Origin of the sequence: Mycobacterium sp. E1214 (assembly GCF_001666755.1) — a bacterium.
GTDB lineage: Bacteria > Actinomycetota > Actinomycetes > Mycobacteriales > Mycobacteriaceae > Mycobacterium.
The window spans coordinates 71896-98067 of sequence record NZ_LZJC01000140.1; the positions used below are offsets into that span (position 1 = coordinate 71896).

The 26172-nt window shown below is 68.9% G+C and carries 25 protein-coding genes; 9 read left to right on the top strand and 16 right to left on the bottom strand.

The annotated features are described in order from the left end of the window. The first annotated feature begins 322 nt into the window (after positions 1 to 322). Both A5700_RS19705 and A5700_RS19710 read left to right on the top strand, forming a co-directional pair. Positions 323 to 535, top strand: a complete 213-nt coding sequence (locus A5700_RS19705; RefSeq protein WP_068068516.1) for a hypothetical protein — start codon at positions 323 to 325, stop codon at positions 533 to 535. A 268-nt stretch (positions 536 to 803) separates the two neighbouring features. Continuing rightward, the gene (locus tag A5700_RS19710; protein ID WP_068068513.1) at positions 804 to 2039 is read left to right on the top strand and encodes a sodium-dependent bicarbonate transport family permease; all 1236 of its coding nucleotides are present in this window, start codon (positions 804 to 806) and stop codon (positions 2037 to 2039) included. Positions 2040 to 2047: 8 nt separating this feature from the next. Here the strand turns inward: A5700_RS19710 and hemW are convergent, their stop codons facing one another. Further along, positions 2048 to 3220, bottom strand: a complete 1173-nt coding sequence (gene hemW / locus A5700_RS19715; protein WP_068068510.1) for a radical SAM family heme chaperone HemW — start codon at positions 3218 to 3220, stop codon at positions 2048 to 2050. A gap of 148 nt (positions 3221 to 3368) precedes the next feature. On the opposite strand from hemW, the gene A5700_RS27460 reads away from it, so the two are divergent. From A5700_RS27460 to A5700_RS19725, 3 genes are all read left to right on the top strand, one after another. Beyond that, positions 3369 to 3494 (top strand): Ms4527A family Cys-rich leader peptide, encoded by a 126-nt coding sequence (locus A5700_RS27460; protein WP_369828290.1) that lies wholly within the window; start codon positions 3369 to 3371, stop codon positions 3492 to 3494. A 114-nt stretch (positions 3495 to 3608) separates the two neighbouring features. Next, positions 3609 to 5276: a nitrite/sulfite reductase gene (locus A5700_RS19720; protein WP_068068508.1), complete on the top strand. Its 1668-nt coding sequence runs from the start codon at positions 3609 to 3611 to the stop codon at positions 5274 to 5276. Further along, a complete protein-coding gene (locus tag A5700_RS19725) occupies positions 5273 to 6013 on the top strand; it encodes a phosphoadenylyl-sulfate reductase (RefSeq protein WP_068068506.1) in 741 nt (246 codons plus the stop codon). Before A5700_RS19720 ends, A5700_RS19725 begins: the two co-directional genes overlap by 4 nt. Positions 6014 to 6224: 211 nt before the next feature. Here A5700_RS19725 and A5700_RS19730 read toward each other — a convergent pair whose 3' ends face one another. The 5 genes from A5700_RS19730 to A5700_RS19750 form a co-directional block, all read right to left on the bottom strand. After that, complete coding sequence (locus tag A5700_RS19730; RefSeq protein WP_068068548.1) at positions 6225 to 7310, bottom strand: sulfate/molybdate ABC transporter ATP-binding protein; 1086 nt, start codon at positions 7308 to 7310, stop codon at positions 6225 to 6227. A 22-nt stretch (positions 7311 to 7332) separates the two neighbouring features. Then, positions 7333 to 8145, bottom strand: coding sequence for a sulfate ABC transporter permease subunit CysW (gene cysW, locus A5700_RS19735; RefSeq protein WP_068068503.1), 813 nt, complete (start codon positions 8143 to 8145; stop codon positions 7333 to 7335). Next, positions 8142 to 9023: a sulfate ABC transporter permease subunit CysT gene (gene cysT / locus A5700_RS19740; RefSeq protein ID WP_068068500.1), complete on the bottom strand. Its 882-nt coding sequence runs from the start codon at positions 9021 to 9023 to the stop codon at positions 8142 to 8144. The genes cysW and cysT overlap by 4 nt, the downstream gene beginning before the upstream one ends. Continuing rightward, positions 9020 to 10057 (bottom strand): sulfate ABC transporter substrate-binding protein, encoded by a 1038-nt coding sequence (locus A5700_RS19745; protein WP_068068497.1) that lies wholly within the window; start codon positions 10055 to 10057, stop codon positions 9020 to 9022. Before A5700_RS19745 ends, cysT begins: the two co-directional genes overlap by 4 nt. A 306-nt stretch (positions 10058 to 10363) precedes the next feature. Next, entirely contained in the window at positions 10364 to 10558 is a 195-nt protein-coding gene (locus tag A5700_RS19750) for a hypothetical protein (protein WP_068068492.1), read from the bottom strand. A 173-nt stretch (positions 10559 to 10731) separates the two neighbouring features. On the opposite strand from A5700_RS19750, the gene A5700_RS19755 reads away from it, so the two are divergent. Beyond that, positions 10732 to 12768, top strand: coding sequence for a glycoside hydrolase family 15 protein (locus A5700_RS19755; RefSeq protein ID WP_068068546.1), 2037 nt, complete (start codon positions 10732 to 10734; stop codon positions 12766 to 12768). Positions 12769 to 12774: 6 nt separating this feature from the next. On the opposite strand, the gene A5700_RS19760 is transcribed toward A5700_RS19755, so the two are convergent. From A5700_RS19760 to lepA, 4 genes are all read right to left on the bottom strand, one after another. Next, the gene (locus tag A5700_RS19760; protein WP_068068489.1) at positions 12775 to 13530 is read right to left on the bottom strand and encodes a sensor domain-containing protein; all 756 of its coding nucleotides are present in this window, start codon (positions 13528 to 13530) and stop codon (positions 12775 to 12777) included. A gap of 278 nt (positions 13531 to 13808) precedes the next feature. Continuing rightward, positions 13809 to 14564, bottom strand: coding sequence for a sensor domain-containing protein (locus A5700_RS19765; protein ID WP_068068486.1), 756 nt, complete (start codon positions 14562 to 14564; stop codon positions 13809 to 13811). A gap of 31 nt (positions 14565 to 14595) precedes the next feature. Continuing rightward, the gene (locus A5700_RS19770) at positions 14596 to 15333 is read right to left on the bottom strand and encodes a sensor domain-containing protein (protein WP_068068483.1); all 738 of its coding nucleotides are present in this window, start codon (positions 15331 to 15333) and stop codon (positions 14596 to 14598) included. Then, the gene (gene lepA / locus A5700_RS19775) at positions 15330 to 17228 is read right to left on the bottom strand and encodes a translation elongation factor 4 (protein ID WP_068282625.1); all 1899 of its coding nucleotides are present in this window, start codon (positions 17226 to 17228) and stop codon (positions 15330 to 15332) included. Before lepA ends, A5700_RS19770 begins: the two co-directional genes overlap by 4 nt. A gap of 67 nt (positions 17229 to 17295) precedes the next feature. Between lepA and A5700_RS19780 the strand changes: the two genes are divergently transcribed. After that, entirely contained in the window at positions 17296 to 17907 is a 612-nt protein-coding gene (locus A5700_RS19780; RefSeq protein WP_068068477.1) for a type II toxin-antitoxin system PemK/MazF family toxin, read from the top strand. 210 nt (positions 17908 to 18117) lie between these two features. Here the strand turns inward: A5700_RS19780 and A5700_RS19785 are convergent, their stop codons facing one another. After that, a complete protein-coding gene (locus tag A5700_RS19785; protein ID WP_068068474.1) occupies positions 18118 to 18546 on the bottom strand; it encodes a CBS domain-containing protein in 429 nt (142 codons plus the stop codon). A gap of 147 nt (positions 18547 to 18693) precedes the next feature. On the opposite strand from A5700_RS19785, the gene A5700_RS19790 reads away from it, so the two are divergent. Further along, positions 18694 to 19560, top strand: coding sequence for a ribonuclease Z (locus tag A5700_RS19790; protein ID WP_068068469.1), 867 nt, complete (start codon positions 18694 to 18696; stop codon positions 19558 to 19560). Here A5700_RS19790 and A5700_RS19795 read toward each other — a convergent pair. The 3 genes from A5700_RS19795 to A5700_RS19805 are packed head-to-tail and all read right to left on the bottom strand — an operon-like array spanning position 19544 to position 23102. Beyond that, positions 19544 to 20383 carry a transglutaminase family protein gene (locus A5700_RS19795; RefSeq protein ID WP_068068543.1) on the bottom strand — a complete coding sequence of 280 codons (840 nt, stop codon included), beginning with the start codon at positions 20381 to 20383 and terminating at the stop codon, positions 19544 to 19546. The genes A5700_RS19790 and A5700_RS19795 overlap by 17 nt on opposite strands. After that, positions 20383 to 21360 carry an alpha-E domain-containing protein gene (locus A5700_RS19800; protein ID WP_068068467.1) on the bottom strand — a complete coding sequence of 326 codons (978 nt, stop codon included), beginning with the start codon at positions 21358 to 21360 and terminating at the stop codon, positions 20383 to 20385. Before A5700_RS19800 ends, A5700_RS19795 begins: the two co-directional genes overlap by 1 nt. After that, positions 21360 to 23102, bottom strand: coding sequence for a circularly permuted type 2 ATP-grasp protein (locus A5700_RS19805; RefSeq protein WP_068068464.1), 1743 nt, complete (start codon positions 23100 to 23102; stop codon positions 21360 to 21362). The genes A5700_RS19800 and A5700_RS19805 overlap by 1 nt, the downstream gene beginning before the upstream one ends. Positions 23103 to 23268: 166 nt before the next feature. On the opposite strand from A5700_RS19805, the gene rpsT reads away from it, so the two are divergent. Next, positions 23269 to 23529, top strand: a complete 261-nt coding sequence (rpsT, locus tag A5700_RS19810) for a 30S ribosomal protein S20 (RefSeq protein WP_068068461.1) — start codon at positions 23269 to 23271, stop codon at positions 23527 to 23529. Positions 23530 to 23545: 16 nt separating this feature from the next. Here the strand turns inward: rpsT and holA are convergent, their stop codons facing one another. Beyond that, entirely contained in the window at positions 23546 to 24508 is a 963-nt protein-coding gene (holA, locus tag A5700_RS19815) for a DNA polymerase III subunit delta (protein ID WP_156671310.1), read from the bottom strand. 75 nt (positions 24509 to 24583) lie between these two features. Further along, positions 24584 to 26167 carry a ComEC/Rec2 family competence protein gene (locus tag A5700_RS19820; RefSeq protein ID WP_068068455.1) on the bottom strand — a complete coding sequence of 528 codons (1584 nt, stop codon included), beginning with the start codon at positions 26165 to 26167 and terminating at the stop codon, positions 24584 to 24586. Between the last annotated feature and the right edge of the window lie 5 nt (positions 26168 to 26172).

Sequence of the window (26172 nt, forward strand, 5' to 3'; positions counted from 1 at the left end):
CGCCCCGGGCAGCCTATCCGCCCTGTTCAACCGGCCACCCACAGAGGTGATCACCGGCCAGTCCGGGGCTCGCCCGGCCGGCGCCATCCCCAAACGTTTCCCAGCCGTTCACCTCGTGGCAGCGCCGCACGCCGCTTTCGTAACCGGTTGTCCTTAGGATGGGCACCTATCTGGCGAACCCGTTGTCGGGCGCGACGCATGCACGACGGCCGGACATGCTCCGGGAAAGGAGTGGCGTCGGTGAGCCCCTGCGTACACCCCCGGGCGTTGCTCGCCGTCGTGGCCGCCCGCCACGCCCCGGTCTCGGCTTGAGAGGAACCCGATGTTCGTGATCCGGCTTTTCAATGGCGAGGAAATTCAGGCGAGTGAGGGCGACGAACTCGAAATCAATCAGCAGACCGGCGTCCTTTCGGTTTCTCGAGTCGACGGTTTCGAAGAAATCACCACGCATTACTCGCCGTCCGCCTGGGCGTCGGTGACGCACCGAAAAAAGGGTGCCGGGGTTCGGCCCTCGCTGATTTCGTCTAATCGCTGAGTCACCGCCCTCGCCCACAGCGTTTGCACAGCAACCTCACACCATTCTCCATTGTGACGTACCTCCAGCAGCCGGCTGACCTGGACCGGTTAACACGCCCGTAACCAGCACTTTTGCCCGTCTCGACACGTCCACACGGGTTGTGCATTTCGAGTGGCGGATTGACTGCGGCAGGGCTAAATTTTGTGCCGGTCGTCGGGATGTTCGTTGTTGCTCCGGCTTGCGGACGGTGCTTCCCTGATCGCCGCGGAACACTAGGGAGGCAACGATGCTGCACGAGTTCTGGCAGAACTTCACCCATAACCTCTTCAAGCCGCTGCTGCTGTTTTTCTACTTCGGCTTTTTGATCCCGGTCCTTAAGGTGCGGTTCGAATTCCCGTACGTCATCTACCAGGGCCTGACGATGTATCTGCTGCTGGCCATCGGTTGGCACGGCGGTGAGGAACTCGCGAAGATCAACGCTTCCAGCGTGGCTGTCATCGTCGGTTTCATGGCGCTGGGGTTCGCGCTGAACTGCGCGATCGGCGGGCTGGCCTACTTCGGGCTGAGCCGCCTCAAATCGCTGCGCAAGGTCGACCGAGCGACGATCGCCGGCTACTACGGGTCGGATTCGGCGGGAACGTTCGCCACCTGCGTGGCCGTCCTGGCCGCCGTCAACATCGCCTTCAACGCCTACATGCCCGTGATGCTGGCGGTCATGGAGATCCCGGGCTGCCTCGTGGCGCTCTATTTCGTTGCGCGACTGCGTCATCGGGGGCTGGACGCGGCGGGCTACATGCCCGACGAGCCCGGCTACACCGCGCCGGCCAAGGTCAGCGTCGGCCCGGGAACCGCGGCCCAACCCCCGCACGGCCAGAGCCTCGAGGCGGAGACCACGCGCGGCGTCGAACAAGAGTTGGAGTTCTCCCTGGAGAAGCTCGAGCACCCGGATTGGGAGCCCGCCCCGCCGGCGCCGAAAGGCAAGAAGGGGTCTCTGTTTTCGCGGGAGCTGTTCCAGGAGGTATTCCTCAATCCCGGGCTGGTGCTGCTCATCGGCGGCATCGTCATCGGCCTCGTCAGCGGCCTGCAGGGGCAGAAGGTCGTGGCCGACGACGACAAATTCTTCGTCATGGCATTCCAGGGCGTGCTGTGCCTGTTCCTGCTCGAGATGGGCATGACGGCGTCGCGCAAGCTCAAGGACCTCCGGTCGGCGGGCTTGGGCTTCATCGTGTTCGGCTTGGTGGCGCCCAATGTCTTTGCGACGCTGGGCATCGTGGTGGCGTGCAGTTACGCCTCGCTGACGCACACCGACTTCAAGACCGGCACCTACGTGCTGTTCGCGGTCCTGTGCGGCGCGGCCTCCTACATCGCCGTTCCGGCGGTCCAGCGCCTCGCGATTCCCGAGGCCAGCCCGACGCTGCCGTTGGCCGCGTCGCTGGGCTTGACATTCTCCTACAACGTGACGATCGGGATTCCGCTCTACATCGAGATCGCCCGCATCTTCGAACGCCTATTCGGCGTCTGACGGCACGGTCAGTCCAGCAGCATCCGCACGACCGCGTCGGCCAGCAGCCGCCCCCGGGGCGTCAGCACCAGCCTGCCGTCGCCGGGCGACAAAAGCCCGTCCCGCACCGCGACTTCGGCGCGTTCGCGTTCGGCGTCGCTCAGCGAGGTCAACGGAAGACCTTGGCGCAGGCGGGTTTTGAGTAGCACGTCCTCGGTGTGCAGCGCTTCGGCGTCGAGTTCCTCGAAACCCGCGACGGGAAGCTCAGCGGCGGTGAGCTTCTCGGCGTAGGCGTTGGGATGCTTGACATTCCACCAGCGTGTCGCGCCCACGTAGCCGTGCGCGCCCGGCCCCGCACCCCACCACTGGCCGCCGTCCCAGTAGCCGAGGTTGTGGCGGCACGCACCGCCCGGCCGCGACCAGTTGGACACCTCATACCAGGTGAGCCCGGCATCGGACAGCCGCGTATCGAGCAGCTCGTAGCGGTGGGCCAACACGTCGTCGTCCGGTGCCGCCACTTCCCCGCGCCGGACGCGCCGGGCCAACGCGGTGCCCTCCTCGACGACCAGGGCGTAGGCGGACACGTGGTCCACGCCGGTCTCGATCGCCGTATCGACCGAGCGCAGCAGGTCGTCGTCGGTCTCCCCCGGCGTCCCGTAGATCAGGTCCAGGCTGACGTGCTCGAAGCCGGCCGCCAACGCCTCGCGGGCGGCCGCGGCGGACCGATTCGGGGTGTGGATGCGATCGAGCACGCCCAGCACCCGCGGCGCCACCGACTGCATCCCCAGCGAGATCCGCGTGAAGCCGGCCGCACGGGTGGCGTCGAAGAAATCCGGCCAGGCGGACTCGGGGTTGGCCTCGGTCGTGATCTCGGCGTCGGGCGCCAGTGTGAAATGGTCGCGCACCATGTCCAGCAGCCGGGTCACGCGGGCGGGACCCAGCAGCGACGGGGTGCCGCCACCGACGAAGACGGTGTCCACCGTGGGTCCGCCGAGGCGCGCGGCCGCCAGCGACAGCTCGATCCGCAGCGCGTCCAGCCAGGCGTCGGGGTTCACGCCGCCCAGTTCGGCCGGCGTGTAGGTGTTGAAATCGCAGTATCCGCACCGGGTGATGCAGAACGGCACGTGGACGTACAGACCGAACGGGCGCCCGTCGGTGGCCTGCAGCTCGGGCAGGACGACCGATTGCTCGCGAAGGGTCATGCCAAATGATCCCACGCCGGGCCACCCGGCACCGTCCGTCGCCGTCCAGCAAATCCGGCGGGACGCCCTATTTCCCGCAAAGTTGGCCTGATCTACCAATTTTGCGAAGTAATTTAAATCACCTTGAGGCCAGATTTGCCCTGCTGAAATGGCTCATCCGGGAGCGTGGCACAATGGTCTGGTGCCTGTCGCCCTACCTCGCCCGCGCGTTGCGTTAGTGGCGCGGCGGCACATTGATCTCAAGCGCGTCTGCAGCTGTATCTGTCTGCCTTGATGTCGTAGACCCAGCCCATCTGTGTCTCCAGCTGGCCGACGGTTCTGCGTCACCTGACGGTGTCGGTGAACTGCGCTGCCCGGGTTGGAGATGTTCGCAAAAGGAGAACCTCCGATGACCACAGCCCGTCCCGCGAAAGCCCGTAACGAGGGCCAGTGGGCACTGGGGAATCGCGAGCCGCTGAACCCCAACGAAGAGATGAAGCAGGCCGGCGCCCCGCTGGAGGTGCGCGAGCGCATCGAGAACGTCTACGCCAAGAACGGCTTCGACAGCATCGACAAGAGCGACCTGCGTGGCCGATTCCGCTGGTGGGGGCTGTACACCCAGCGCGAGCAGGGGTACGACGGCTCGTGGACGGGCGACGAGAACACCGACAAGATCGAGGCCCGCTACTTCATGATGCGGGTCCGGTGCGACGGCGGCGCCCTCTCGACCGCCGCGCTGCGCACGTTGGGCCAGATCTCCATTGAATTCGCCCGCGACACCGCGGACATCTCCGACCGCGAAAACATCCAGTACCACTGGATCGAGGTGGAGAAGGTTCCCGAGATCTGGCGCCGCCTCGACGCCGTCGGGTTGCAGACCGCCGAGGCGTGTGGCGACTGCCCGCGCGTGATTCTCGGCTCGCCGCTGGCCGGCGAGTCGCTGGACGAGGTGTTGGACCCGACGTGGGCGATCGACGAGATCGTGCGGCGCTACATCGGCACGCCGGAGTTCGCCGACCTGCCGCGCAAGTACAAGACCGCGATCTCCGGTCTGCAAGACGTGGTGCACGAGGTCAACGACATCGCCTTCATCGGCGTCAACCATCCCGAGCACGGTCCCGGGCTGGATCTGTGGGTCGGCGGTGGCCTGTCCACCAATCCGATGCTGGGCCAGCGCGTCGGGGCCTGGGTGCCGCTGCACGAGGTTCCCGAGGTGTGGGCGGCGGTCACTTCGATCTTCCGTGACTACGGCTACCGCCGCCTGCGGGCCAAGGCGCGGCTGAAGTTCTTGATCAAGGACTGGGGCATCGAGAAGTTCCGGCAGGTTCTCGAGACCGAGTACCTCAAGCGGCCGTTGATCGACGGTCCGGCGCCCGAACCGCTCAAGCACCCGATCGATCATGTCGGGGTGCAACGGCTCAAGAACGGGCTGAACGCCGTCGGCGTCGCACCGATCGCGGGCCGCGTTTCGGGCACCATCTTGACGGCGGTCGCGGACCTGGCCGAGCGCGCCGGTTCCGATCGGGTCCGCTTCACGCCGTACCAGAAGCTGGTCATCCTCGACGTGCCGGACGACAAGCTCGACGACCTGCTCGTCGGGTTGGAGGACGTGGGCCTGCAAGCTCGACCCTCGCAGTGGCGGCGTAACTTGATGGCCTGCACGGGAATTGAGTTCTGCAAGTTGTCGTTCGCCGAAACACGGGTCAGGGCGCAGAGTTTGGTCCCCGAGCTGGAGAGCCGACTCGAGGATCTCAACTCCCAGCTGGACGTCCCGATCACCGTCAACATCAACGGTTGTCCGAATTCGTGTGCGCGCATCCAGATCGCCGACATCGGCTTCAAAGGCCAGATGGTCGACGACGGTGAGGGCGGTTCCGTGGAGGGATTCCAGGTCCACCTCGGCGGCAGCCTGGGCCTGGACAGCGGGTTCGGCCGAAAATTGCGGCAGCACAAGGTCACCAGCGAGGAGATGGGCGACTACATCGAACGTGTCACGCGCAACTTCATGAAATATCGCAGCGCCGGTGAGCGTTTCGCCCAGTGGGCCATGAGGGCGAATGAGGACGATTTACGATGAATGATCAGGCAACGAAACTACCCGAAGCCAGGCTGCGCGAGATCGCGGCGCGGGCGGCGGTCGAGCTCGAGGGCGCAAGCGCCACAGATATTTTGGCGTGGACCGACCGGACCTTCGGCGGCTTCAACGGCCCCCGCGGCTGGGCCACCTGCAACTATGTGGTGGCGTCCAGCATGCAAGAGGCCGTGCTGATCGACCTGGCCGCCAAGGTCCGCCCGGGCGTGCCGGTCGTGTTCTTGGACACCGGATATCACTTCGCCGAGACCATCGGCACCCGTGACGCGGTCGAATCCGTTTACGACATCCACGTGCTCAACGTCACCGCCGAGCAAAGCGTCGCCGAGCAGGACGCGCTGATGGGCAAGGACCTGTTCGCGCGTGACCCCGGGGCCTGCTGCCAGCTTCGCAAGGTCACCCCGCTGCGCAAGGCGCTGCGCGGCTATTCGGCGTGGGTCACGGGTTTGCGCCGCTCGGAGGCGCCGACGCGGGCCAACGCCCCGGTGGTCGGTTTCGACGAGGGGTTCAAGCTGGTGAAGATCAACCCCTTAGCCACCTGGACCGACGCGGACGTGCAGGACTACATCGACGACAACGGTGTGCTGGTGAATCCTCTGATCGAGGAGGGGTATTCATCGATCGGGTGCGCTCCGTGCACGGTGAAGCCGCTCGCGGGGGCCGATGCCCGCAGCGGCCGCTGGCAAGGCTTGGCGAAGACGGAGTGCGGGCTGCACGCCTGACACCGCGTCAGCGAGCGGCCAGCGCGCCGCACTCTTGGATGCGCGCGTTGTGTAATCAGCTAGCGCCGGCGCTAGCGGAGTCTGGTCGGTGGGTCGAGCACCATAGCTCGCGGGCGAGTGAGGCCGGAACGCTGAAAATCTGTCATCCGCAGATGCGCCGCCAATTCCACGCCCGGCGAGGTGCTAAGACGGCAAGACCAAATACCTTGAGCTAGGCCGAGGTCAGCGTGCTCGTGTCGCGGCCGGCGCCGGAGGCGGAATCGGATCCGTTCACCGCGAGCGGCGGCACCCGCGTCGCCCGCACGAAGACGGTGTCGCCCTCCCGCAGGCTCAGCGCCTCAGCGTCGCCCCGGGTGATCTGGGCCGTGAACGACCCGCCGGTGGCGGCGCTGGTCAGTTCGACGCGCACCTCGAAGCCCAGCACCACGACGCGATCGACGACGGCGCGGGCGACGCCCGCGGACTCCCCCGTGCCGTCGGCCGCCGCGACGGCCATCTCCGGGGTGCGGCCCACACGGATGTCGTGCGGGCGCACCAGGTTGCCGTTCAGCGTGGAGACCGCCCCCAGGAACGACATGACGAACGCGTTGGCCGGGGCGTCGTACACCTCGGTCGGCGAGCCGACCTGCTCGATGCGGCCCTGGTTGAGCACCGCGATGCGGTCTGCGACATCGAGCGCCTCGGCCTGGTCGTGCGTCACCAGCACCGTCGTCACGTGCACCTCGTCGTGCAGCCGCCGCAGCCAGGCGCGCAAATCCTCGCGCACCTTGGCGTCCAGCGCGCCGAACGGCTCGTCGAGCAGCAACACCTCCGGGTCCACCGCCAGCGCGCGGGCCAGGGCCATCCGCTGGCGCTGCCCGCCGGACAGCTGGTTGGGGTAGCGGGTCTGAAAGCCGCTCAGGCCCACCACTTCCAGCAGGTTGTCGACCTTCTCTTCGATTTCGGCCTTCGGCCGCTTGCGAATCTTGAGCCCGTAGGCCACGTTGCCGCGGACCGTCAAGTGTTTGAACGCGGCGTAGTGCTGGAAGACGAACCCGATCCCGCGCCGCTGCGGCGGCACGCGGGTGACGTCGCGGTCGTTGATGGTGACGGTCCCGCTGTCGGGCTGGTCGAGGCCGGCGATGGTGCGCAGCAACGTCGACTTGCCGGAGCCGCTGGGCCCCAGCAGGGCGGTCAGCGAACCGGTTGGCACGGCGAAGTCCACGTGATCGAGGGCGACGAAGTCGCCGTAACGCTTGTAGGCATCGCGCACGACGATCGCGTGGTCACCGCGGGCGTGCGGGCCGGCTTCGGTCATGAGGACGTCTTTCATGTCCAACCTATCGAGCCGCTCTGGCCCTGCGAATGTCAAGGATCACCTGGAAGACCAGCACCAACACGGCCACCCCCATCAACAGCGTCGACAGCGCATAGGCGCCGTACTCCGCCCCGCGGTTGTACCGGTCCGAGACCAGCAGTGTCAACGTCTGCGACTTCCCCGGCAGGTTCGACGACACGATGATCACCGCGCCGTACTCGCCCAGCGTACGGGCGATGGTCAGCACGATGCCGTAGGTCAGGCCCCACCGGATCGACGGCAGCGTGATCCGCCAGAAGGTCTGCCACCACCCCGACCCGAGCGTCGCGGCCGCCTCCTCCTGGTCGGTTCCCAACTCGTGCAGCACGGGCTCGACCTCGCGCACCACGAACGGCAGCGTGACGAAGATGCTGGCGAGGACGATGCCCGGCAGGCCGAAGATGATCTTGAGACCGAGGTCCTTCTCGACGAACCCCAGCGCGCCCGCCGATCCCCACAACACGATCAGCGCCACGCCCACGATGACGGGCGAGACCGCGAACGGCAGGTCGATCACCGCCTGCAGCACGCCCTTGCCGCGAAACCGGTTGCGCGCCAGCACCAAGGCGGTCGGGATGCCGAACACCACGTTCAGCGGCACGACGATGGCGACCACCAGCAGGGTCAGGTTCAGCGCCGAGATCGCCGCCGGCGTGCTGACCCAGTCGACGAACTGGCCGAACCCGGGCCGAAACGTCCGCCACAGGATCAGCGACACCGGCACGACGAGCAACACGAACAGGTACGTCAACCCGACGGACCGGAGCAGGTATCGCACCCACGGCGAGGACGTCACGCGGCCAACTCCTCACGCTTGGCGGCGCGCCCGCCCACCACCCGCAGCGCGAACAACACGACAAACGAAATGGACAGCAGCACAATCGAAATGGCGGCAGCGCCGGTGCGGTCGTCGTTCTCGATCAGGGTGCGGATCCACTGCGAGGACACCTCGGTTTTGCCGGGCACCGCTCCGCCGATCAGCACCACAGAGCCGAACTCGCCGATCGCGCGGGAAAACGCCAGGCCCGCACCGGACAACAGCGCGGGCGTCAGCGACGGCAGCACGATCGAGGTGAAGATCTTGGGGCCGCTGGCGCCCAGCGACGCCGCGGCTTCCTCTGTCTCCCGGTCGATCTCGAGCAACACCGGCTGCACCGCGCGCACCACGAACGGCAGCGTCACGAAGGCCAGTGCCACCGCCACGCCCCACGCGGTGTGCTGCAGATGCAGCCCCACGGGACTGTTGTTGCCGTACAGCGCCAGCATCACCAGGCTGGCGACGATGGTGGGCAGCGCGAACGGCAGGTCGATGATGGCGTCGACCAACCGCTTGCCGAAGAAGTCGTCGCGCACCAAGATCCACGCGATCAGCAGGCCGAAGACCAGGTTGACCAGGGTGACCCCGGCCGAGATGGTCAGCGTCACCCGCAACGACTCCAGCGCCGCGTTGGACGTCACCGCGAGCCAGAAGGCGTGCGCGCCGCCGGCGGCCGACTGCCAGGCGATGGCGGTGAGCGGCAGCAGCACGATGACCGATAGCCACAGCGTCGCCACGCCCACCCGCAGCGAGGTGGTGCCGGAGCGGCGCCGGGCCGCCGGCCGGCCGCCGGCGCCGGTGGGCACGCCGAGGCCGGGCCGCACCGCCTGCGGATCGGGTGTGACCGCGGCCGTCATCCGGTGGCCTTCGTGTAGATCTTGGTGATGCTGCCGTTGGTCTTGTCGAACAGCTGCGGGTCGACAGTCGCCCAGCCGCCGAGGTCGGCGATGGTCCACAACTTGGCGGGCGCCGGGTATTGGGCGCGGAAGTCGGCGGCGACCGACGGATCCACCGGCCGGAAACCCGCCTGCGCCCACACCCGCTGCGCCGCGGCGGTGTACTGGAAATTCTTGAACGCGACGGCCGCGTCCAGGTGCGGGCTGGTGGTCACCACCGCCACCGGATTTTCGATCTTGAACGTCTGCGCCGGGTTCACATGTTCGACCGCCTTGCCCGCCCGCTCGGTCGCGATGGCCTCGTTCTCGTAGCTGATCAACACGTCCCCGCTGCCCTGGACGAATACGTCGGTGGCTTCCCGCCCGGAGCCGGGACGCAGCTTGATGTGCTCGCGCACCAGCTTGCCGATGAAGTCGACGCCGGCCTGACTGTTGGCGCCGCCCTCGCTCTTCACGGCGTACGGCGCCAGCAGGTTCCACTTCGCCGAGCCGGAACTCAGCGGGCTCGGCGTGATGACCTCCACGCCCGGACGCAGCAGGTCGTCCCAGTCCTTGATGTTCTTCGGGTTGCCCTTGCGGACCACCAAGCTCACCACCGATCCGAACGGAATTCCCTTGGTGGCGTCGGCATTCCAATCCTTGGAGATCTTGCCGGCCTTGACCAGGCGCGCGATGTCGGGTTCGACCGAGAAGTTTACGACGTCGGCGGGTTTGCCGTCCTGGACGCCGCGCGACTGGTCGCCGGAGGCGCCGTAGGACGTGACCACCTGGATGCCCCGGCCCTCGTCGGAGGCGTTGAACGCCGGGATCACCTTGCTCCACCCGGGTTCCGGGACCGAATAGGCGACCAGGGTGATGCTCGCGCGCGCATTCGTCGGGCCGCCGCCGCCCACGACGTCGCTGGCGCCACCGTGGCAGGCAGCGACGACGCCGACGATCAGGGCGAGCGCGACGACGGCCCGCCAGCGCTGGGCGCTGCCGGAGTCGTTGAGCATGTGGGGCCTTCCGACGCTGGATTGAAAGGGATGCGGCTCCCATCGCTGCGGCGGCAAGGCATCGGGCATGGCCGGCGAACTCACCGACTCCACACCTGGCCGCGCGCGGGCCGGGGAGTCAGCGACAACAGTGCACGAGCAGACGGCAAGCCGATGAGCCGGACGCCCTGTGCATGCGCGAAGCCTAACAGCTATGTAACCGCGCCACCGAGCGGGCGAAGCCGTCAGTGGGTGGCCCACCACGTGACGAGCACCAACACCACGAGCGCGACGAGCACCAACGTCACGTGTGACCGGGGCATCGCGTTAACCGGGTGTCACGTCGGCGTGGCGGGCCCGGCGCATCGCCCTGATGCCCCGGCCGAGCAGGCCGTCGAGGGCCGCGGCCGTGAGGTAGGCCACGAACAGCACCACGGGCATCACCACCATGGCCTGCAGCACGAACGCGAGCCCGGAAAGCCACAGTTCGTTGCCGTCCCACCAATTCAGGAAGGCGTTCATCGGGGTTCACACTAGGCGCCCTCGCTGTGGAAAACCAACGTGCCGAGGCCCGCGGCGCCCCAACCCGCTCGAAAAGGGCTTTCGTTGCCGGTGCACGCGGCGGCACCCGCCCCGGGCACCGCCGCGTGGCGCAATGCATGGACGCCGGCCCGCTCAGCAGTGAAAATGTCCTGATGGTTCTGCACGCTCAGCCCGACGACCCCGCCGACACCCTCCCCGAGGAGGCGTTCGAAGCGGCGTCGGCCCCCCCGCTGTCCTCCCCGGTGGCCGTCACCGCGCCCGGCCCTCTGGCCCCCAGCGCCGGACTGCGGAATCCCTTTCCCCCGATCGCCGACTACTCGTTTCTGTCCGACTGGGAGAACACCTGCCTGATCTCGCCGGCCGGATCGGTGGAGTGGCTGTGCGTGCCGCGGCCGGATTCCCCCAGCGTGTTCGGCTCGATCCTGGACCGCAGCGCCGGCCACTTCCGACTGGGCCCGTACGGCGTCTCGGTGCCCTCGGCCCGCCGCTACCTGCCCGGCAGCCTGATCATGGAGACCACCTGGCAGACCCATACCGGCTGGTTGATCGTGCGCGACGCGCTGGTGATGGGGCCGTGGCACGACATCGAGCGCCGCTCCCGCACGCATCGCCGCACGCCGATGGACTGGGACGCCGAACACATCCTGCTGCGCACGGTGCGCTGCGTCAGCGGCACCGTCGAGCTGATGATGAGCTGCGAGCCGGCGTTCGACTACCACCGCGTCGGCACCACCTGGGAGTACTCGGCCAACGCCTACAACGAGGCCATCGCCCGCGCCACCAAGCATCCCGACGCGCACCCGACGATGCGGCTGACCACCAACCTCAACATCGGCCTGGAGGGCCGGGAGGCGCGGGCGCGCACCCGAATGAAGGAGGGCGACGACGTCTTCGTCGCCCTCTCCTGGACCAAGCATCCGGCGCCCCAGACCTATCAAGAGGCCGCCGACAAGATGTGGCAGACCACCGAGTGCTGGCGGCAGTGGATCAACATCGGCAATTTCCCGGATCACCCGTGGCGGGCCTACCTGCAGCGCAGCGCGTTGACGCTCAAGGGCCTGACCTATTCGCCCACCGGCGCGCTGCTGGCGGCCAGCACCACGTCGCTGCCGGAAACGCCTCAGGGTGAACGCAATTGGGACTACCGCTACGCCTGGGTGCGCGACTCCACGTTCGCGCTGTGGGGCCTCTACACGCTGGGGCTGGACCGCGAGGCCGACGACTTCTTCGCCTTCATCGCCGACGTGTCCGGCGCCAACAGCAACGAGCGCCACCCGCTTCAGGTGATGTACGGCGTGGGTGGCGAGCGCAGCCTGGTCGAAGAGGAGCTCAACCACCTTTCCGGCTACGACCACGCCCGGCCGGTGCGGATCGGCAACGGCGCGTACGACCAGGTGCAGCACGACATCTGGGGCTCGATCCTGGACTCCTTCTATTTGCACGCCAAGTCGCGCGAGCAGGTGCCCGAGACGTTGTGGCCGGTGCTGAAGAAACAGGTCGAGGAGGCCATCAAGCACTGGCGCGAACCGGACCGCGGCATCTGGGAGGTCCGCGGCGAACCGCAGCACTTCACGTCGTCGAAGGTGATGTGCTGGGTGGCGCTGGACCGCGGGGCCAAGCTGGCCGAGCGGCAGGGCGAGAAGAGCTACGCGCAGCAGTGGCGCGACATTGCCGAGGAGATCAAGGACGACATCCTGCGTCACGGCGCGGACTCGCGCGGCGTGTTCACCCAGCGCTACGGCAGCGACGCGCTCGACGCCTCGCTACTGCTCGTGGTGCTCACCAGGTTCCTGCCGCCGGACGACCCGCGGGTGCGCAACACCGTGCTGGCGATCGCCGACGAGCTCACGCAGGAGGGCCTGGTGCTGCGCTACCGGGTCGAGGAGACCGACGACGGGCTGTCCGGCGAGGAGGGCACCTTCACCATCTGTTCGTTCTGGCTGGTCTCGGCACTGGTGGAGATCGGCGAGGTCGGGCGGGCCAAGCGGCTGTGCGAGCGGCTGTTGTCCTATGCCAGCCCGCTGCACCTGTACGCCGAGGAGATCGAACCGCGCACGGGACGGCAGTTGGGCAACTTCCCGCAGGCGTTCACCCACCTGGCGTTGATCAACGCCGTCGTGCACGTGATCCGCGCCGAGGAGGAGGCCGACGGCTCGGGCGCGTTCCAGCCCGCCAACGCGCCGGTGTGACGAGCGTCAGCTTAAAGCGCTGACCTTATCCCGCATCACCTGGGCGATGTCGAGGGCGCTGCCGTTGATGTCGCTGGTCACGTCCGGTGACTGCGGCTCCCGCGCGAAGTCGACCTCCACTTCGATGAGGCAGTTGCCGCGGACTCCGATGGCGCGCGCCGCCGGGATCGCGGGAGCGTTCGGCAGCGGCACGTTGAGCTCCATCGAAAGAGCGGCGCTGGCAACAGAACTGGTGACCTGCACGTTGCTCACGCGCACCCGGAGCCCGAAGCCGCGGCCACCGGCCGGCAGCGTCTCGCCTTCGCAGGCCTGCCACTGCCGGGAAAACGTGGTGAACAACGCGTTGGCGTCGGCGGACGTGGGCAGGCTGACCACGCCTTCCTTGACCCTGGTCACCGTCGCCGACTCCGTTGTGGGACGCCACGTTTCGAGCGCGACGTTGCGCACCGAACCGGGGCGGTAGGCGCTCTGCTGCAGCATCACCGCCACACCGAAGCAGTCCGGGACCTGGCCCGACGGTGCGCCCTGCAACAGCTCCGGCCCTCCGAAGCTGGGCGGGAAAAGCGGGTCGATGTCTAACGGCTGCTTGACGATTCGGGACAGGGCGCTCTGGCCGAGCAGCACTCTTTTGATCGTGTGCCCGGTGAGCCAGCGCGGCACCGCGTCCGGCGCTGGGCGGGCCACGCCCCCGACCGTCGCCGAGCAGCCCGTCGCCAGCGCGGCGACGGCCGCCACCATCGCCGCGCGCCGGGACCAATCCATCCGAGTCATCACACTTCTCGCCCTTGTCTTCCGCGGCGCCTGTCCGACGCCGGGATCACGAGGCAGTCTAGGGTGACTACCACGACGGCCGTCGTCGGCCACGCACAACACAGCGCCTCGTCAGCGATGTTTCAGCTGCCGGTCAGCTGCGCGCCAGCCCAGCGCGCTGACTCTGGTCGTCGGGTCCGCGATCCGACAGCGCTGGTGTGGGATCGCCCTTCGTCGAAGGATTCGGTTGCTGTACAGCGCAACTGCGCCCCCACCGCGATCATTCCCGCTCAGCCCAGCGCTGTGACCTTGTCCATCATCGCGTGCGCGACCTCGACGGCGCTGGTAGAGAGGTCGGCCGTCCCCGGGTCGGAGGGTCGCCGACCGTTGAAGAAGACGACCTCGACGTCGACCAGGCAGTTCGACCGGACGCCCAGCGCCCGCGCCTCCGGCGAGGGCCGCAGCGGCGGGAGATTGGGTATGACCGACGAGGCGAGCTTGGTTGCCGCGATGACGGACGGATCGGCGAGGCGGACGTCGCTGATGGCGTTGGTCGTGTTGACCGGACCGCTCTGCTCGGACGTCGTCATGCCGTTGCACCGCTGCCACTGCTGGGAGAACTGCGCGAACATCTGCTGCGCCTGCGCGGCCGACGGCAGCGTCACCACGCCCTCCATCACGCCGACCACCTGCGCCGGATCGCCGTTGTTCCACCACTCCTCGGCCGCGAGGTCCCGGACATCCGCGGACTGGTAGACGCTCTTCTGCAGCATCGCCGTCACGCCCAGGCACCCGTCCTGCGACCGCAGGACGTCGTACAGCTTGTCCGGTCCGCCGACGTCGACGCCCTCCCGGGTGACGAAGGTCTGTGCGAAGAGTCGCGACAGGTCGACGTTGTCGAGCAGGACCCGCTGAACCGTCGCGCCGAACAGCGGCCGCGGTTTCAGGTTCGGGGCCGGTACCGCCGTGCCGCTCACCGCCACCCCACAACCCACCGCCGACGCGGCGACCACCGCCAGCGCCGCCACCGTCTTCACCACGCGCATCGTCTCCCCCTCGCCAGCACGTCGGGTTGCATCAGCTCACCGCCAACCTGTCCATGATGGCGTGCGCGATCTGGATTCCGCTGGTTTTCATGTCGGCATTGCCCTGGTTCGCGGGGTCGCCGTTACCGATGAACTCCACCGCAACCTCCACGAGATGGTTGCCCCGGACGCCGAGGGCACGCGCAACCGGTTGCGGGTAGTCGACGGCCTGAGGACCGGACGATCCCAGGACGCTTGCCGCGACCACCGAATCAGCCACGCGGACATCGGATATGGCGCGCACGCCGTGGGGCTTGACGTACTCCGACGTCACGGTGGTGCCGTCGCACGCCTGCCATTGCGCGGCGAACTTCGCGAACGCGGCGGCGGCGTCTTGCGGGGTGGGAAGCGACACCACCCCCTCTTGGACGTCATCGACCCTGACGGGTTGATACGGGGCCGCCCACATGACGGTCTCGACCTCCAGCACCGGTACGGACGCGTAGGCGATGGCCGCCGACGCGAACGCCACCCCGATGCACTGGGCGGGCGTCGCGTTGTCCTGGTTGGTGCCCAACTTCTCCCGCCCGCCGTGGTGCGGCCCCCACGTCGGATGTTTTTTGAACGGCTGAGCCAGCAGATTGCCCAGCGTCTCGCCGTCGAGGAGCAGCTGCTTGTCGTGCGTTGGTGTGGGATTCGACGCGGGCCGGGCCGCGCCGTCGACGGTCTTCGCGCAGCCAGTCGCCAGCAGCACCGTCAACACCACGACGGCGCAGCGGCGGTTGATCACTTCTTGCCCTTGTCCCCCGCGGCGTCGGCGGACAGCGCCGCGACGAAGGCCTCCTGCGGGACGTCCACCCGGCCAATGGTCTTCATCCGCTTCTTGCCCTCTTTTTGCTTCTCGAGCAGTTTGCGCTTGCGGGTGATGTCGCCGCCGTAGCACTTGGACAGCACGTCCTTGCGGATCGCCCGAATGTTCTCGCGCGCAATGATTTTCGATCCGATCGCGGCCTGCACCGGCACCTCGAATTGCTGGCGCGGAATCAGCTCCTTGAGCTTGGTGGTCATCTTGTTGCCGTAGGCCGCCGCGCCGTCCTTGTGCACGATCGCGCTGAACGCGTCGACCGGCTCGCCCTGCAACAGGATGTCGACCTTGACCAGCGACGCCTCCTGCTCGCCGGCCTCCTCGTAGTCCAGGCTGGCGTAGCCCCGGGTACGCGACTTCAGGGAGTCGAAGAAGTCGAAGATGATCTCGCCCAGCGGCAGCGTGTAGCGCAGCTCGACCCGCTCCGGCGACAGGTAGTCCATGCCGCCCAACTCGCCGCGACGCGCCTGGCACAGCTCCATGATGGTGCCGATGAACTCGCTGGGCGCGATGATGGTCGTCTTGACGACCGGCTCGAAGACCGTGCCGATCTTGCCTTCGGGCCAGTCGGACGGGTTGGTGACCCGGATCTCGGTGCCGTCGTCCTTGATCACCCGGTACACCACGTTCGGCGACGTGGAGATCAGGTCCAGGTCGAACTCGCGCTCGAGCCGCTCGCGGGTGATCTCCATGTGCAGCAGGCCGAGAAACCCGCAGCGGAAGCCGAAACCCAGCGCGACCGAGGTCTCCGGTTCGTAGGTGAGGGCGGCGTCGTTGAGCTGCAGCTTGTCCAGGGCGTCGCGCAGGTTCGGGTAGTCGGACCCGTCGACGGGGTACAGGCCGGAGTACACCATCGGCTTGGGCTCGCGGTACCCGGTGAGCGCCTCCTTGGCCCCGTGCCGGGCCGTCGTCACGGTGTCACCGACCTTGGACTGGCGGACGTCTTTCACGCCGGTGATCAGGTAGCCCACCTCGCCCACGCCCAGGCCGTCGCTGGCCTTCGGCTCGGGCGAGACGATGCCGACCTCGAGCAGCTCGTGGGTGGCGCCGGTGGACATCATCGCGATGCGCTCGCGCGGCGTGATCTTGCCGTCGACCACCCGGACGTAGGTGACCACGCCGCGGTAGATGTCATACACCGAGTCGAAGATCATCGCCCGCGTCGGCGCGTCGGCGTCGCCCTGGGGCGCCGGCACCTGCCGGACCACCTCGTCGAGCAGGGCCGCCACCCCCTCGCCGGTCTTGCCGGACACCCGCAGCACGTCGTCGGGTTCGCAGCCGATGATGTGGGCCAGTTCGCCGGCGTAGCGGTCGGGGTCGGCGGCGGGCAGGTCGATCTTGTTCAGCACCGGGATGATGGTCAGGTCGCGGTCCAGCGCCAGGTACAGGTTGGCCAGCGTCTGCGCCTCGATGCCCTGCGCGGCGTCGACCAGCAGCACCGCGCCCTCGCACGCCTCCAGCGCGCGGGACACCTCGTAGGTGAAGTCGACGTGCCCGGGGGTGTCGATCAGGTGCAGCACGAACTGTTCGTCGCCGACCTTCCAGGGCAGCCGCACGTTCTGCGCCTTGATGGTGATGCCGCGCTCGCGCTCGATGTCCATCCGGTCGAGGTATTGGGCGCGCATCGACCGCTCGTCGACGACGCCGGTCAGCTGCAGCATCCGGTCCGCCAGCGTGGACTTGCCGTGATCGATGTGGGCGATGATGCAGAAATTCCGAATCTGCGCCGGCGCGGTGAAGGTCTTGTCGGCGAAACTGCTGATGGGAATCTCCTGGTGTAGGGGCGTTCGAGCGGCCGAACTCGGCAGCCTCCAGGGTATCCATGCAGGCCCGCGCGAACCTACTTGGACGCCGTGGCACCCGGCCGCCGACGTCTAAACTGCGTGTATGGCGTCTGCCCGGAAATCGCAGTGGAAGACGTTCCAGCGGTTCGCCGAGAGCCTGGTGTTCAATGCCGTCAGTGGTTCTCCGCGGCTCGCGCGGCACGTCCAAACCTCGCAGACGGTGTTGCGCGAGCTGCAGCACGCCGTGAAGATCACCGCGAACGTCATCGCCGCCGCCACGCCGCAGCCGGCGGCCGAGATCGCCGCGGGCCGCCCGGTCACCAGCGCCAGCTCCCCGACCGCGCACCGGGCGCGCAAGCTGATCTACGCGCCGAGCCTGGACGGTCGCGCGGATCCGGGCGAGATCGTGTGGACGTGGGTGGCCTACGAGGACGACCCGAGCCAGGGCAAGGACCGCCCGGTGCTGGTGGTCGGCCGGGAGCGCAGTGTGCTGCTGGGACTGATGCTGTCCAGCCACGAACACCACGCCGGCGAGCGCGACTGGGTCGGCATCGGCGCGGGCGCGTGGGACTACGAGGGCAGGCAGAGCTGGGTCCGGCTGGACCGGGTGCTCGACGTGCCCGAGGAGGGCATTCGCCGTGAGGGCGCCATCCTGGACCGCGAGGTCTTCGACGTCGTGGCCGCGCGGCTGCGCGCGGACTATTCGTGGAGCTGAACGCCGCGCGGGAGCGCGGTGAGGAGGAGTCGGGCCGTCAGCCTCGCTGACGACGATGCGCCGCGCCTGCGCGCGGCGAGGAGGAGTCGGGCCGTCAGCCTCGCTCGACGACGATGCGCCGCGCGGGAGCGCGGTGAGGAGGAGTCGGGCCGTCAGCCTCGCTCGACGACGATGCGCCGCACGAGAGCGCGGTGAGGAGGAGTCGGGCCGTCAGCCTTGCGTGATGTAGGAGTGCAGCTGTTGCTGCTCGGCCTCGAGTTCCTCCATGCGGGTCTTCACGACGTCGCCGATGCTGACGATGCCGATCAGCTCCGTGCCGTCGAGCACCGGCACGTGCCGCACCCGGTTGTTGGTCATCAGCGCGCTCAGCGAGTCGACGGTGTCGGACTTGGTGCAGGTCGCGACCATGGTCGTCATGATGTGCGACACCGGGCGGTTCAGGACGTCGGGGCCTTGGGCGTGCAGTTGGCGCACGACGTCGCGCTCCGAGGCGATGCCGACGACCCCCTCGGCGCCGACCACGACCATGGCGCCGATGTTGCGCTCGGCGAGGCCCGCGAGCAGCTCGCTGACCGTCGCGTCCGGGGAGACGGTCGCCACCGCGGCGCCCTTGTTTCGCAAGACGTCCGAAATCCGCATCAGGCCTCCTCGATGTGATCCGCTTCACACCAGGCTACGGCTAAGCACGTCGGCGCAAAAGCCATCGATGGGAGCGGCCCGATCGCGTGCGGCCGGGCGGCGCCGATCCCGAGACACGGCAGCGGCCCCGGCTGCAAGATGAGGGCCATGATCGAGATCGTTTTGCTGGGCACCGGAAGCCCCATTCCCGATCCGCGCCGCGCCGGGCCGTCGACGCTCGTCCGAGCGGGTGGCCAGGTGTTCCTGGTGGACTGCGGCCGCGGTGTGCTGCAGCGCGCGGCCGCGGTCGGCGTGGGCGCGGCCGGCCTGTCGGCGCTGCTGCTCACCCATCTGCACAGCGACCACATCGGCGACCTGGGCGACGTCCTCATCACGCGGTGGATCAGCACGTTCACGCCCGACCCCGCGCCGTTGCCGATCATCGGCCCGCCCGGCACCGCCGAGGCGGTGCAGGCCACGCTCGAGGCGTTTCGCCACGACATCGGTTACCGGCTGGCACACCACGCCGACCTGACCGGGCCGCCGGCGGTGCAGGTCCACGAACACACCGAGGGGCCGGTTTGGGACCGCGACGGCGTGACGATTCGGGTCGGCCCGACCGATCACCGACCGGTGGCCCCCACGCTCGGGTTCCGCGTCGAGCACGGCGAGGCGTCGGCGGTGCTGGCCGGCGACACCGTCCCCTGCGCCGGGCTGGACCGGCTGGCCGCCGGTGCCGGCGCGTTGGTGCACACCGTCGTCCGCAAGGACCTGATCTCCGCCATCCCCCAGCAGCGGCTGCGCGACATCTGCGACTACCACTCCTCGGTCGAGGAGGCGGCCGCCACCGCCGCCCGCGCGGGCGTAGGCACGCTCGTCCTGACCCATTACGTGCCGGCGCTGGTTCCGGGCCAGGAGGACCAGTGGCGCGCGCTGGCGGCCACCGCCTTCGACGGCCGCGTCGAACTCGGCGACGACCTGCACCGCGTGCAGGTCGAGGCGCGCCCGCAGAGCGCGGCTACGCCAGCCGGGTGACCTCCACGATCACGTCGAGGTCGGTCGCGCCCTCACCGGAGTAGATGCCTTTCAGCGGGGACACGTCGGCGTAGTCGCGGCCCTCGCCGACGCTGACGTACTGCTCGGTGATCGTGGTGGCGTTGGTCGGGTCATAGCTCCACCACTCACCCGTCCACGCCTCGATCCAGGCGTGGCTGCGCCCGTCGACGGTGTCCCCGACGACCGCGTCGGCCTTGGGGTGCAGGTATCCGGACACGTAACGGGACGGAATTCCGCTGGCGCGCAACAACATCAGCGATAGGTGCACGAAGTCCTGGCACACACCCTTGCCGGCCTTCAGCGCGTCCAGGCCTGATGAGTGCACGCTGGTGGTGCCCGGCAGGTATTCGAGCTCGTTGCGGACCCAATTGGCCACGGCCACAACCGCTTCGGCCGGCTGGCAACTCTTGGTCAGTTTCTTGGCCACCGAGACGACCCGCTTGCTGGCCGGCGTGTGCTCGGTGGGTCGCAACAGCTCGTCATAGCGATCGATGACGGCGTCGGTGCGCAGTTCGTCCCACCCGATGTCGGCCTGCACCGGCTCGGGCCGCTCGGTCTCCACGACGGAGGACGACATCACCGTGAGGTCGGTGTGCGGCGCGTGCAGGTCGAACGCCGTCACCGCGGTGCCCCAGTAATCGACGTAGCGATACGACCGGGTGGCGGGAATGGTCTCGACGCGGTTCAGGACGACGTTTTGCCGGCCGGTCGAGCGGGGCGTCAGCCGGGCCTCGTTGTAGGACGCGGTCACCGGCGACTGGTAGGCGTAGCCGGTGGTGTGCACGACCCGCAATCTCCACATCAGGCGTCCGCCTTTCCGGCGGCCAGCGGGGTGCGGCGGGTGGCGTCCGACCACGCCACCCAGGGCGTGACGTGAAAGTACTGCAGCGACAACGCTTCCCCGACGTCGCGGCAGGTGCGCTGCAGGCCGGCCAAGCGGCTCTCCAACGACTCCAGCAGCACGCCAGGGTGGACGAATTCGAGCTCGCTGCGCGCCTGCCCGAGCAGCCGCTGCGCCTCGGCCGTCGCGCCGATCCGGCTGGGCCGGTTGTGCAGGAGCTCTTCGAGGTTGTGTTCGGCCAGCCGCAGCGAGTAGAACACCGAGCGCGGAAACAGCCTGTCCAGCAACATGAATTCGACCACCCGGGCCGCGTCCAACACGCCGCGGTAGGTGCGCAGGTAGGTGTCGTGCGCCCCCGCCGAGCGCAGTAGGGTCACCCAGGCCGGGGACGACGCGCTGTCCCCCACCCGGGAGAGCAGCAGCCGCACGGTCATGTCGACGCGCTCGATCGCGCGGCCCAGCACCATGAACCGGTAGCCGTCGTCGCGCGACAGCGTCGAGTCGGCCAGGCCGGCGAACATCGCCGCGCGGCCCTCGATGAATGACAGGAACTCGTGCGGCCCAAGGCGTTTGGCGGCCCGCTCCCGTTCGGGTAGCGCATTGTAGGTGGTGTTGAGGCATTCCCAGATCTCGCTGGACGTCACCTCGCGGGCGGACTTGGCGTTCTCACGGGCCGCCGTGATCGCGTCGACGATCGAGCTGCCGCCGCGAGTGTTGGTGTTGTAGGCGACCAGGTCGGTCAGCGACCAGACGTCCAGGTGGTGGTCGGGGGGTTCGATGCCCAGCACCCGCAGCAGCAGCCGCGACGCCTGGTCCGGGTCGACGCTGGAGTCTTCGAGCAGTTGGTGCAAAACCACGTCCAGGATGCGCGCGGTGTCGTCCGCGCGCTCCACGTAGCGGCCAATCCAGAACAGCGCCTCGGCGTTTCGGGCCAGCATCAGCGGACCTGCCTCTGCCGTTGTCGTTGCTGTTGCCTTTGTTGTTGGCCTTGCTGTTGTTGGCGCTGCTGTTGTTGCTGACGCTGGCGGCGCTTTTGTTTCGGGTCGTCCTGCGGCTGCTCGGTCTGCAGCGGCTGCTGGTGCGACGACCGCACCGGCTCCTCGGGCTCGGGTTCGGCCATCGAGGTCGGCAGCGATCGCACCACCTCGGCGGCGCCGAGTTCGCGGTCGCCGGCCGCCGCGCGCGGGGCCAGTACCCAGGTGTCCTTCGAGCCGCCGCCCTGGCTGGAGTTGACCACCCGCGAGCCCTCGACCAACGCCACGCGGGTCAGCCCGCCGGGTAGAACCCACACGTCCTCGCCGTCGTTCACCGCGAACGGCCGCAGGTCGACGTAGCGCGGCGCCAACTCGCTGCCGATCTGCGTCGGCACGGTCGACAGCTCCATCATGGGCTGCGCGATCCAGCTCCGCGGGTCGTCGCGCACCTTCTTGGCGACGGCGGCGAGTTCCTTCTCGGAGGCGTCGGGGCCGAACACGATGCCGTAGCCGCCGGACCCCTCGACCGGCTTGAGCACCAGCTCGTCGATGCGGTCGAGCACCTCTTCGCGTTCGTCCTCCAGCCAGCAGCGGTACGTCTCGACGTTGGCCAGCAGCGGCTTCTCGCCCAGGTAGTACTCGATCATGGTGGGCACGTAGGTGTAGACCAGCTTGTCGTCGCCCACCCCGTTGCCGATGGAGCTGGAGATGACCACGTTGCCGGCGCGGGCGGCGTTGACCAGGCCTGCCACCCCCAGCACCGAATCGGCCCGGAACTGCAGCGGGTCCAGGAACGCGTCGTCGATGCGCCGATAGATGACGTCGACCTGCCGCTCCCCCTCGGTGGTGCGCATGTAGACCTGGTTGTCGCGGCAGAACATGTCGCGGCCTTCGACCAGCTCGACGCCCATCTGGCGGGCCAGCAGCGAATGCTCGAAGTACGCCGAGTTGTAGACCCCCGGGGTCAGCACCACCACGGTCGGGTCGGCCTCGTTGGTGGCCGCCGAGTTGCGCAGGGCCCGCAGCAGGTGCGACGCGTAGTCGTCGACCGCGCGGACCCGGTGGCTGGCGAACAGGTTGGGGAAGACGCGCGCCATGGTGCGCCGGTTCTCCATGACATAGGACACCCCCGACGGGGAGCGCAGGTTGTCCTCGAGGACCCGCCAGACACCCTTTTCGTCCTTGATGAGGTCGATGCCGGCGACGTGGATGCGCACACCGTTGGGCGGGACGATGCCGACGGCCTGGCGGTGGAAATGCTCGCACGATGTGATCAGGCGGCGCGGGATGACACCGTCGTTGAGGATTTCCTGGTCGCCGTAGATGTCGTCGAGGTACAGCTCGAGGGCTTTGACACGTTGGACGATGCCGCGCTCGAGCCGGTTCCATTCGGCCGCGGAGATGACCCGGGGCACCAGGTCCAGCGGGAACGGCCGCTCCTGGCCCGACAGGGAGAACGTGATGCCCTGGTCGATGAACGCGCGGGCCAGCGCCTCGGCGCGGGCCTCCAGCTCGGAGGCGTCCGACGGTGCGAGCTCGGCGTAGATCCCCTTGTACGGACCGCGCACGGCGCCCTGGGCGTCGAACATCTCGTCGAAAGCGAGGGCGTAGGCGTCCGCCGCCCCGTTGTAGCCGCCGAAGATGCGCTCAGAACGCGCAGCCCGAAGCCCCCGCTCGGTTTCCTCAAGCTGGTTGGTAAGACTCACTGTTCAGATGCTGCCTCAGGTCGACGACATGGCAACCGCCGTGTTCCCCTTTTGGGAGAAAACGTAACCGACTGCTAACCTGGGCAGTCGCTGTGGTGATTTCCAGCGCCATACCTGAGCGTGACCCCGATGCCTGACCAAATTTGACCGAAGAAGGAACTCCAGCGTGGCCAACATCAAGTCGCAGCAGAAGCGCAACCGCACCAACGAGCGCGCCCGCCTGCGCAACAAGTCGGTGAAGTCGTCGCTGCGGACGGCCGTTCGCGCGTTCCGCGAGGCCGCCCATTCCGGGGACAAGGACAAGGCCGCCGAGCTGCTGGTGTCCACCAACCGCAAGCTGGACAAGGCGGCCAGCAAGGGCGTCATTCACAAGAACCAGGCCGCCAACAAGAAGTCGGCGTTGGCGCAGGCCCTCAACAAGCTCTGAGGTTGCCCTCGGCCGCTCACCGAGTGCGGTGGGCGGCCAACTCGGCGACCTGCCGGACCGCGGATTCCAGCGCGTAGTCGGCGTCCACCACGGCTCCCTTGACGTTGGCGTTGAGCGCCGCCACCACTTTCATCGCGCTCGCCACCGATTCCCGCGACCAGAAGCGGGCCTGCTTCTGGGCCTTCTGCACCCGCCACGGCGGCATCCCCAGTTGCGAGGCCAGCCGGTACGGATCCCCCGAGAGCGGGCCGACCCGGCCGATGGTGTGTATCGCCTCGGCCAGAGCGTCGGCCAGCACCACCAGCGGCTCGCCGCGCAGCATCGCCCAGCGCAGCGCCTCGGTGGCCCCGGCGACGTCCCCGGCGACCGCCTTGTCGGCGATGTCGAACCCCTTCACCTCGGCCTTGCCGCTGTGATAGCGCCGGACGGCGGCGGCGTCGACCGCCCCGCCGGTGTCCGCCACCAGCTGGGAGCACGCCGAGGCGAGTTCCCGCAGATCGGAGCCGACGGCGTCGAGCAGGGCGGTCACCGTCTCCTCGTCAACCTTGACCCGCAGCGCGCGGAATTCCTTGCGGACGAAGTCGACGCGCTCGGAGGCCTTGGTGACCCGCGCGCACGGATGCACGACGGCGCCCAACTTCTGCAGCTCGCCGGCCATGGCCTTGGCGCGCCCGCCACCGGAGTGGACCACGACCAGGACCGTGCCGGACGGCAGGTCCTTCGCGGCCTCGACGATCATCGCAACGGCGTCCTTGCCCGCCTCGGCGGCGGCCTCCAGGACGACGATGCGCTCGTCGGCGAACAGCGACGGGCTCAGCAGTTCGGCAAGCTCGTAGGTGCTGACGTCGCCGGCCCGCATCCGGTTGACCGGCACATTGTTGGTGCCGAGGTCACCGCCGCCGTGGCGCGCCGCCGACCGCAACACCTCGGACACCGCCCGTTCGACCAGCAATTCCTCGTCTCCCAGGACCAGGTGCAACGGCGCAAGCTCGCTCACCCCACGATGGTGTCACGGCCCACCGACTCGGCCGAACCGGCTGCTGCCCGGACCGCCTCAGACGCGGGCCGGATCGAGCAGCGCGGCCAACGACCAAGCCGGTGGGCAGAGCGCGGCGACCACCGCGGCGGTCGCGACGGCGCGGCGATACCACCGCCGGGACCACAGCAGGCGGGTGGCCGCGGCGAGCAGCACGGTCAGCGCGCCGACCAGCAGCACCCCGGCCGTGCCGGGCGGCACGGGCAGCGTCGCGGCCGGCACCCCGGCCGCCCATCGGGCGACCCCGCGCACCCACCACAGCTCCGGGCCGGTGAAGCGGATCAACGCCGCCGCCCCGCCCGGCCAGAACGGGCACAGCGCCGCCGCGGTGCCCAGCACCGTGATCGGCGCGATCACGGGCGCGGCGGCCAGGTTGGCGCCGGCCGCCACCACGGAGAAGCGTCCGGAGATGCCGGCCACCAGCGGCGCGGTCACCACCTGGGCGGCGCAGGCGACGGCGAGCGCGTCGGCCAGCGGTTTCGGTAAGCCGCGGGTGACGAGGCGCCGCGACCAGGCGGGCGCGACGACGATCAGCGCGGCCGTCGCGACCACCGACAGCGCAAAGCCCACGTCGACGGCCAACTGCGGGGCGACGGCCAGCAACAGCAGCACCGTCGCGCACAGGGCGGGGACGGCCTGCCGCCGCCGCGACGTGAGCATGCCCGCCAACGCGACGGCGCCCATGACGGCCGCCCGCAGGACGCTCGCCGACGGCTGCACAACGACAACGAACGCGGCCAGCGCCAGCGCGGCGAGCACGACCGCGGGCCGCGGGCCGAGTAACCGGGCCGAGAACAGCACGGCCCCGCACACGATCGTCACGTTGGCGCCCGACACCGCCATCAAGTGGGTCATCCCGGCCGCGCGGAAGTCGCGGCCGGTGGCGGCGTCGACGGCGGAGGTGTCGCCGAGCACCAGCGCCGGCAGCAACGCGGCCTGCTCGGCCGGCAGGACGGCGCGGACGGCGGCGGCGAACCGGGTTCGGACGGCGTGCGCGGCCCGCTGCACCGGCGCCGCGGTGCCGGCGGTGGGCCGGCCCGTCGCGGTGAGCTGGGCCACCGTCAGGTCATGGCGGCTGGGCCGGCCGATCCGGGCGGTGAACCGCAGCGGTCGGCCGACCATCACCTCGTCGGTGCCGAAGTCCGGGGCGCGGGCGAAAACGACCACCCGGCCCGACATTCGGGCTTCGCGCACCCGCTGCAGGCTGGCCCTGAACATGACGCGGCCCCGCCCCACCGGCGCCGCACTCTCGGTAGGGGTCAGCGTCACCGGTACGGCCTGGCCGTACTCGGCGGTGATCGCATGGTGGCTCACCGCGTCGGCCCGCAGCGCGATCGCCATGCCGAAGCCGGCGCCCACCACACCGATCGCGACCAGCCCCGCGCTGATCGCCGCCCACCGCCCGCCCGCCCCCGGCCGGCGCGCGTCGTGCCATGCCCACGCACCGGCCAGCGCCGCCAGGACGAGGCAGCACCACGCCAGGGTCCGGCCCACCGGCCAGCGGATCCCGGCGGCGGTGACGACCCAACAGGTCAGCGCGGCCGGCACCAGGCGCACGTCGACCGGCGCCACGGGTGAGGCGCCAGACCCGGTCGGGGACATCGCGA

Excerpts from the sequence above, each read along its gene's own strand:
- A5700_RS19745 (WP_068068497.1), bottom strand. The coding sequence starts at position 10,057 with ATGCTCAACGACTCCGGCAGCGCCCAGCGCTGGCGGGCCGTCGTCGCG.
- A5700_RS19730 (WP_068068548.1), bottom strand. The coding sequence starts at position 7,310 with ATGACCGAAGCCGGCCCGCACGCCCGCGGTGACCACGCGATCGTCGTG.
- A5700_RS19755 (WP_068068546.1), top strand. The coding sequence starts at position 10,732 with ATGGTTCTGCACGCTCAGCCCGACGACCCCGCCGACACCCTCCCCGAG.
- hemW (WP_068068510.1), bottom strand. The coding sequence starts at position 3,220 with ATGACCCTTCGCGAGCAATCGGTCGTCCTGCCCGAGCTGCAGGCCACC.
- A5700_RS19750 (WP_068068492.1), bottom strand. The coding sequence starts at position 10,558 with ATGAACGCCTTCCTGAATTGGTGGGACGGCAACGAACTGTGGCTTTCC.
- A5700_RS19705 (WP_068068516.1), top strand. The coding sequence starts at position 323 with ATGTTCGTGATCCGGCTTTTCAATGGCGAGGAAATTCAGGCGAGTGAG.
- A5700_RS19780 (WP_068068477.1), top strand. The coding sequence starts at position 17,296 with ATGGCGTCTGCCCGGAAATCGCAGTGGAAGACGTTCCAGCGGTTCGCC.
- A5700_RS19795 (WP_068068543.1), bottom strand. The coding sequence starts at position 20,383 with ATGTGGAGATTGCGGGTCGTGCACACCACCGGCTACGCCTACCAGTCG.
- A5700_RS27460 (WP_369828290.1), top strand. The coding sequence starts at position 3,369 with ATGGCTCATCCGGGAGCGTGGCACAATGGTCTGGTGCCTGTCGCCCTA.
- A5700_RS19710 (WP_068068513.1), top strand. The coding sequence starts at position 804 with ATGCTGCACGAGTTCTGGCAGAACTTCACCCATAACCTCTTCAAGCCG.
- A5700_RS19725 (WP_068068506.1), top strand. The coding sequence starts at position 5,273 with ATGAATGATCAGGCAACGAAACTACCCGAAGCCAGGCTGCGCGAGATC.
- A5700_RS19820 (WP_068068455.1), bottom strand. The coding sequence starts at position 26,167 with ATGTCCCCGACCGGGTCTGGCGCCTCACCCGTGGCGCCGGTCGACGTG.
- A5700_RS19760 (WP_068068489.1), bottom strand. The coding sequence starts at position 13,530 with ATGGATTGGTCCCGGCGCGCGGCGATGGTGGCGGCCGTCGCCGCGCTG.
- A5700_RS19785 (WP_068068474.1), bottom strand. The coding sequence starts at position 18,546 with ATGCGGATTTCGGACGTCTTGCGAAACAAGGGCGCCGCGGTGGCGACC.
- cysT (WP_068068500.1), bottom strand. The coding sequence starts at position 9,023 with ATGACGGCCGCGGTCACACCCGATCCGCAGGCGGTGCGGCCCGGCCTC.
- A5700_RS19790 (WP_068068469.1), top strand. The coding sequence starts at position 18,694 with ATGATCGAGATCGTTTTGCTGGGCACCGGAAGCCCCATTCCCGATCCG.
- A5700_RS19765 (WP_068068486.1), bottom strand. The coding sequence starts at position 14,564 with ATGCGCGTGGTGAAGACGGTGGCGGCGCTGGCGGTGGTCGCCGCGTCG.
- A5700_RS19800 (WP_068068467.1), bottom strand. The coding sequence starts at position 21,360 with ATGCTGGCCCGAAACGCCGAGGCGCTGTTCTGGATTGGCCGCTACGTG.
- A5700_RS19720 (WP_068068508.1), top strand. The coding sequence starts at position 3,609 with ATGACCACAGCCCGTCCCGCGAAAGCCCGTAACGAGGGCCAGTGGGCA.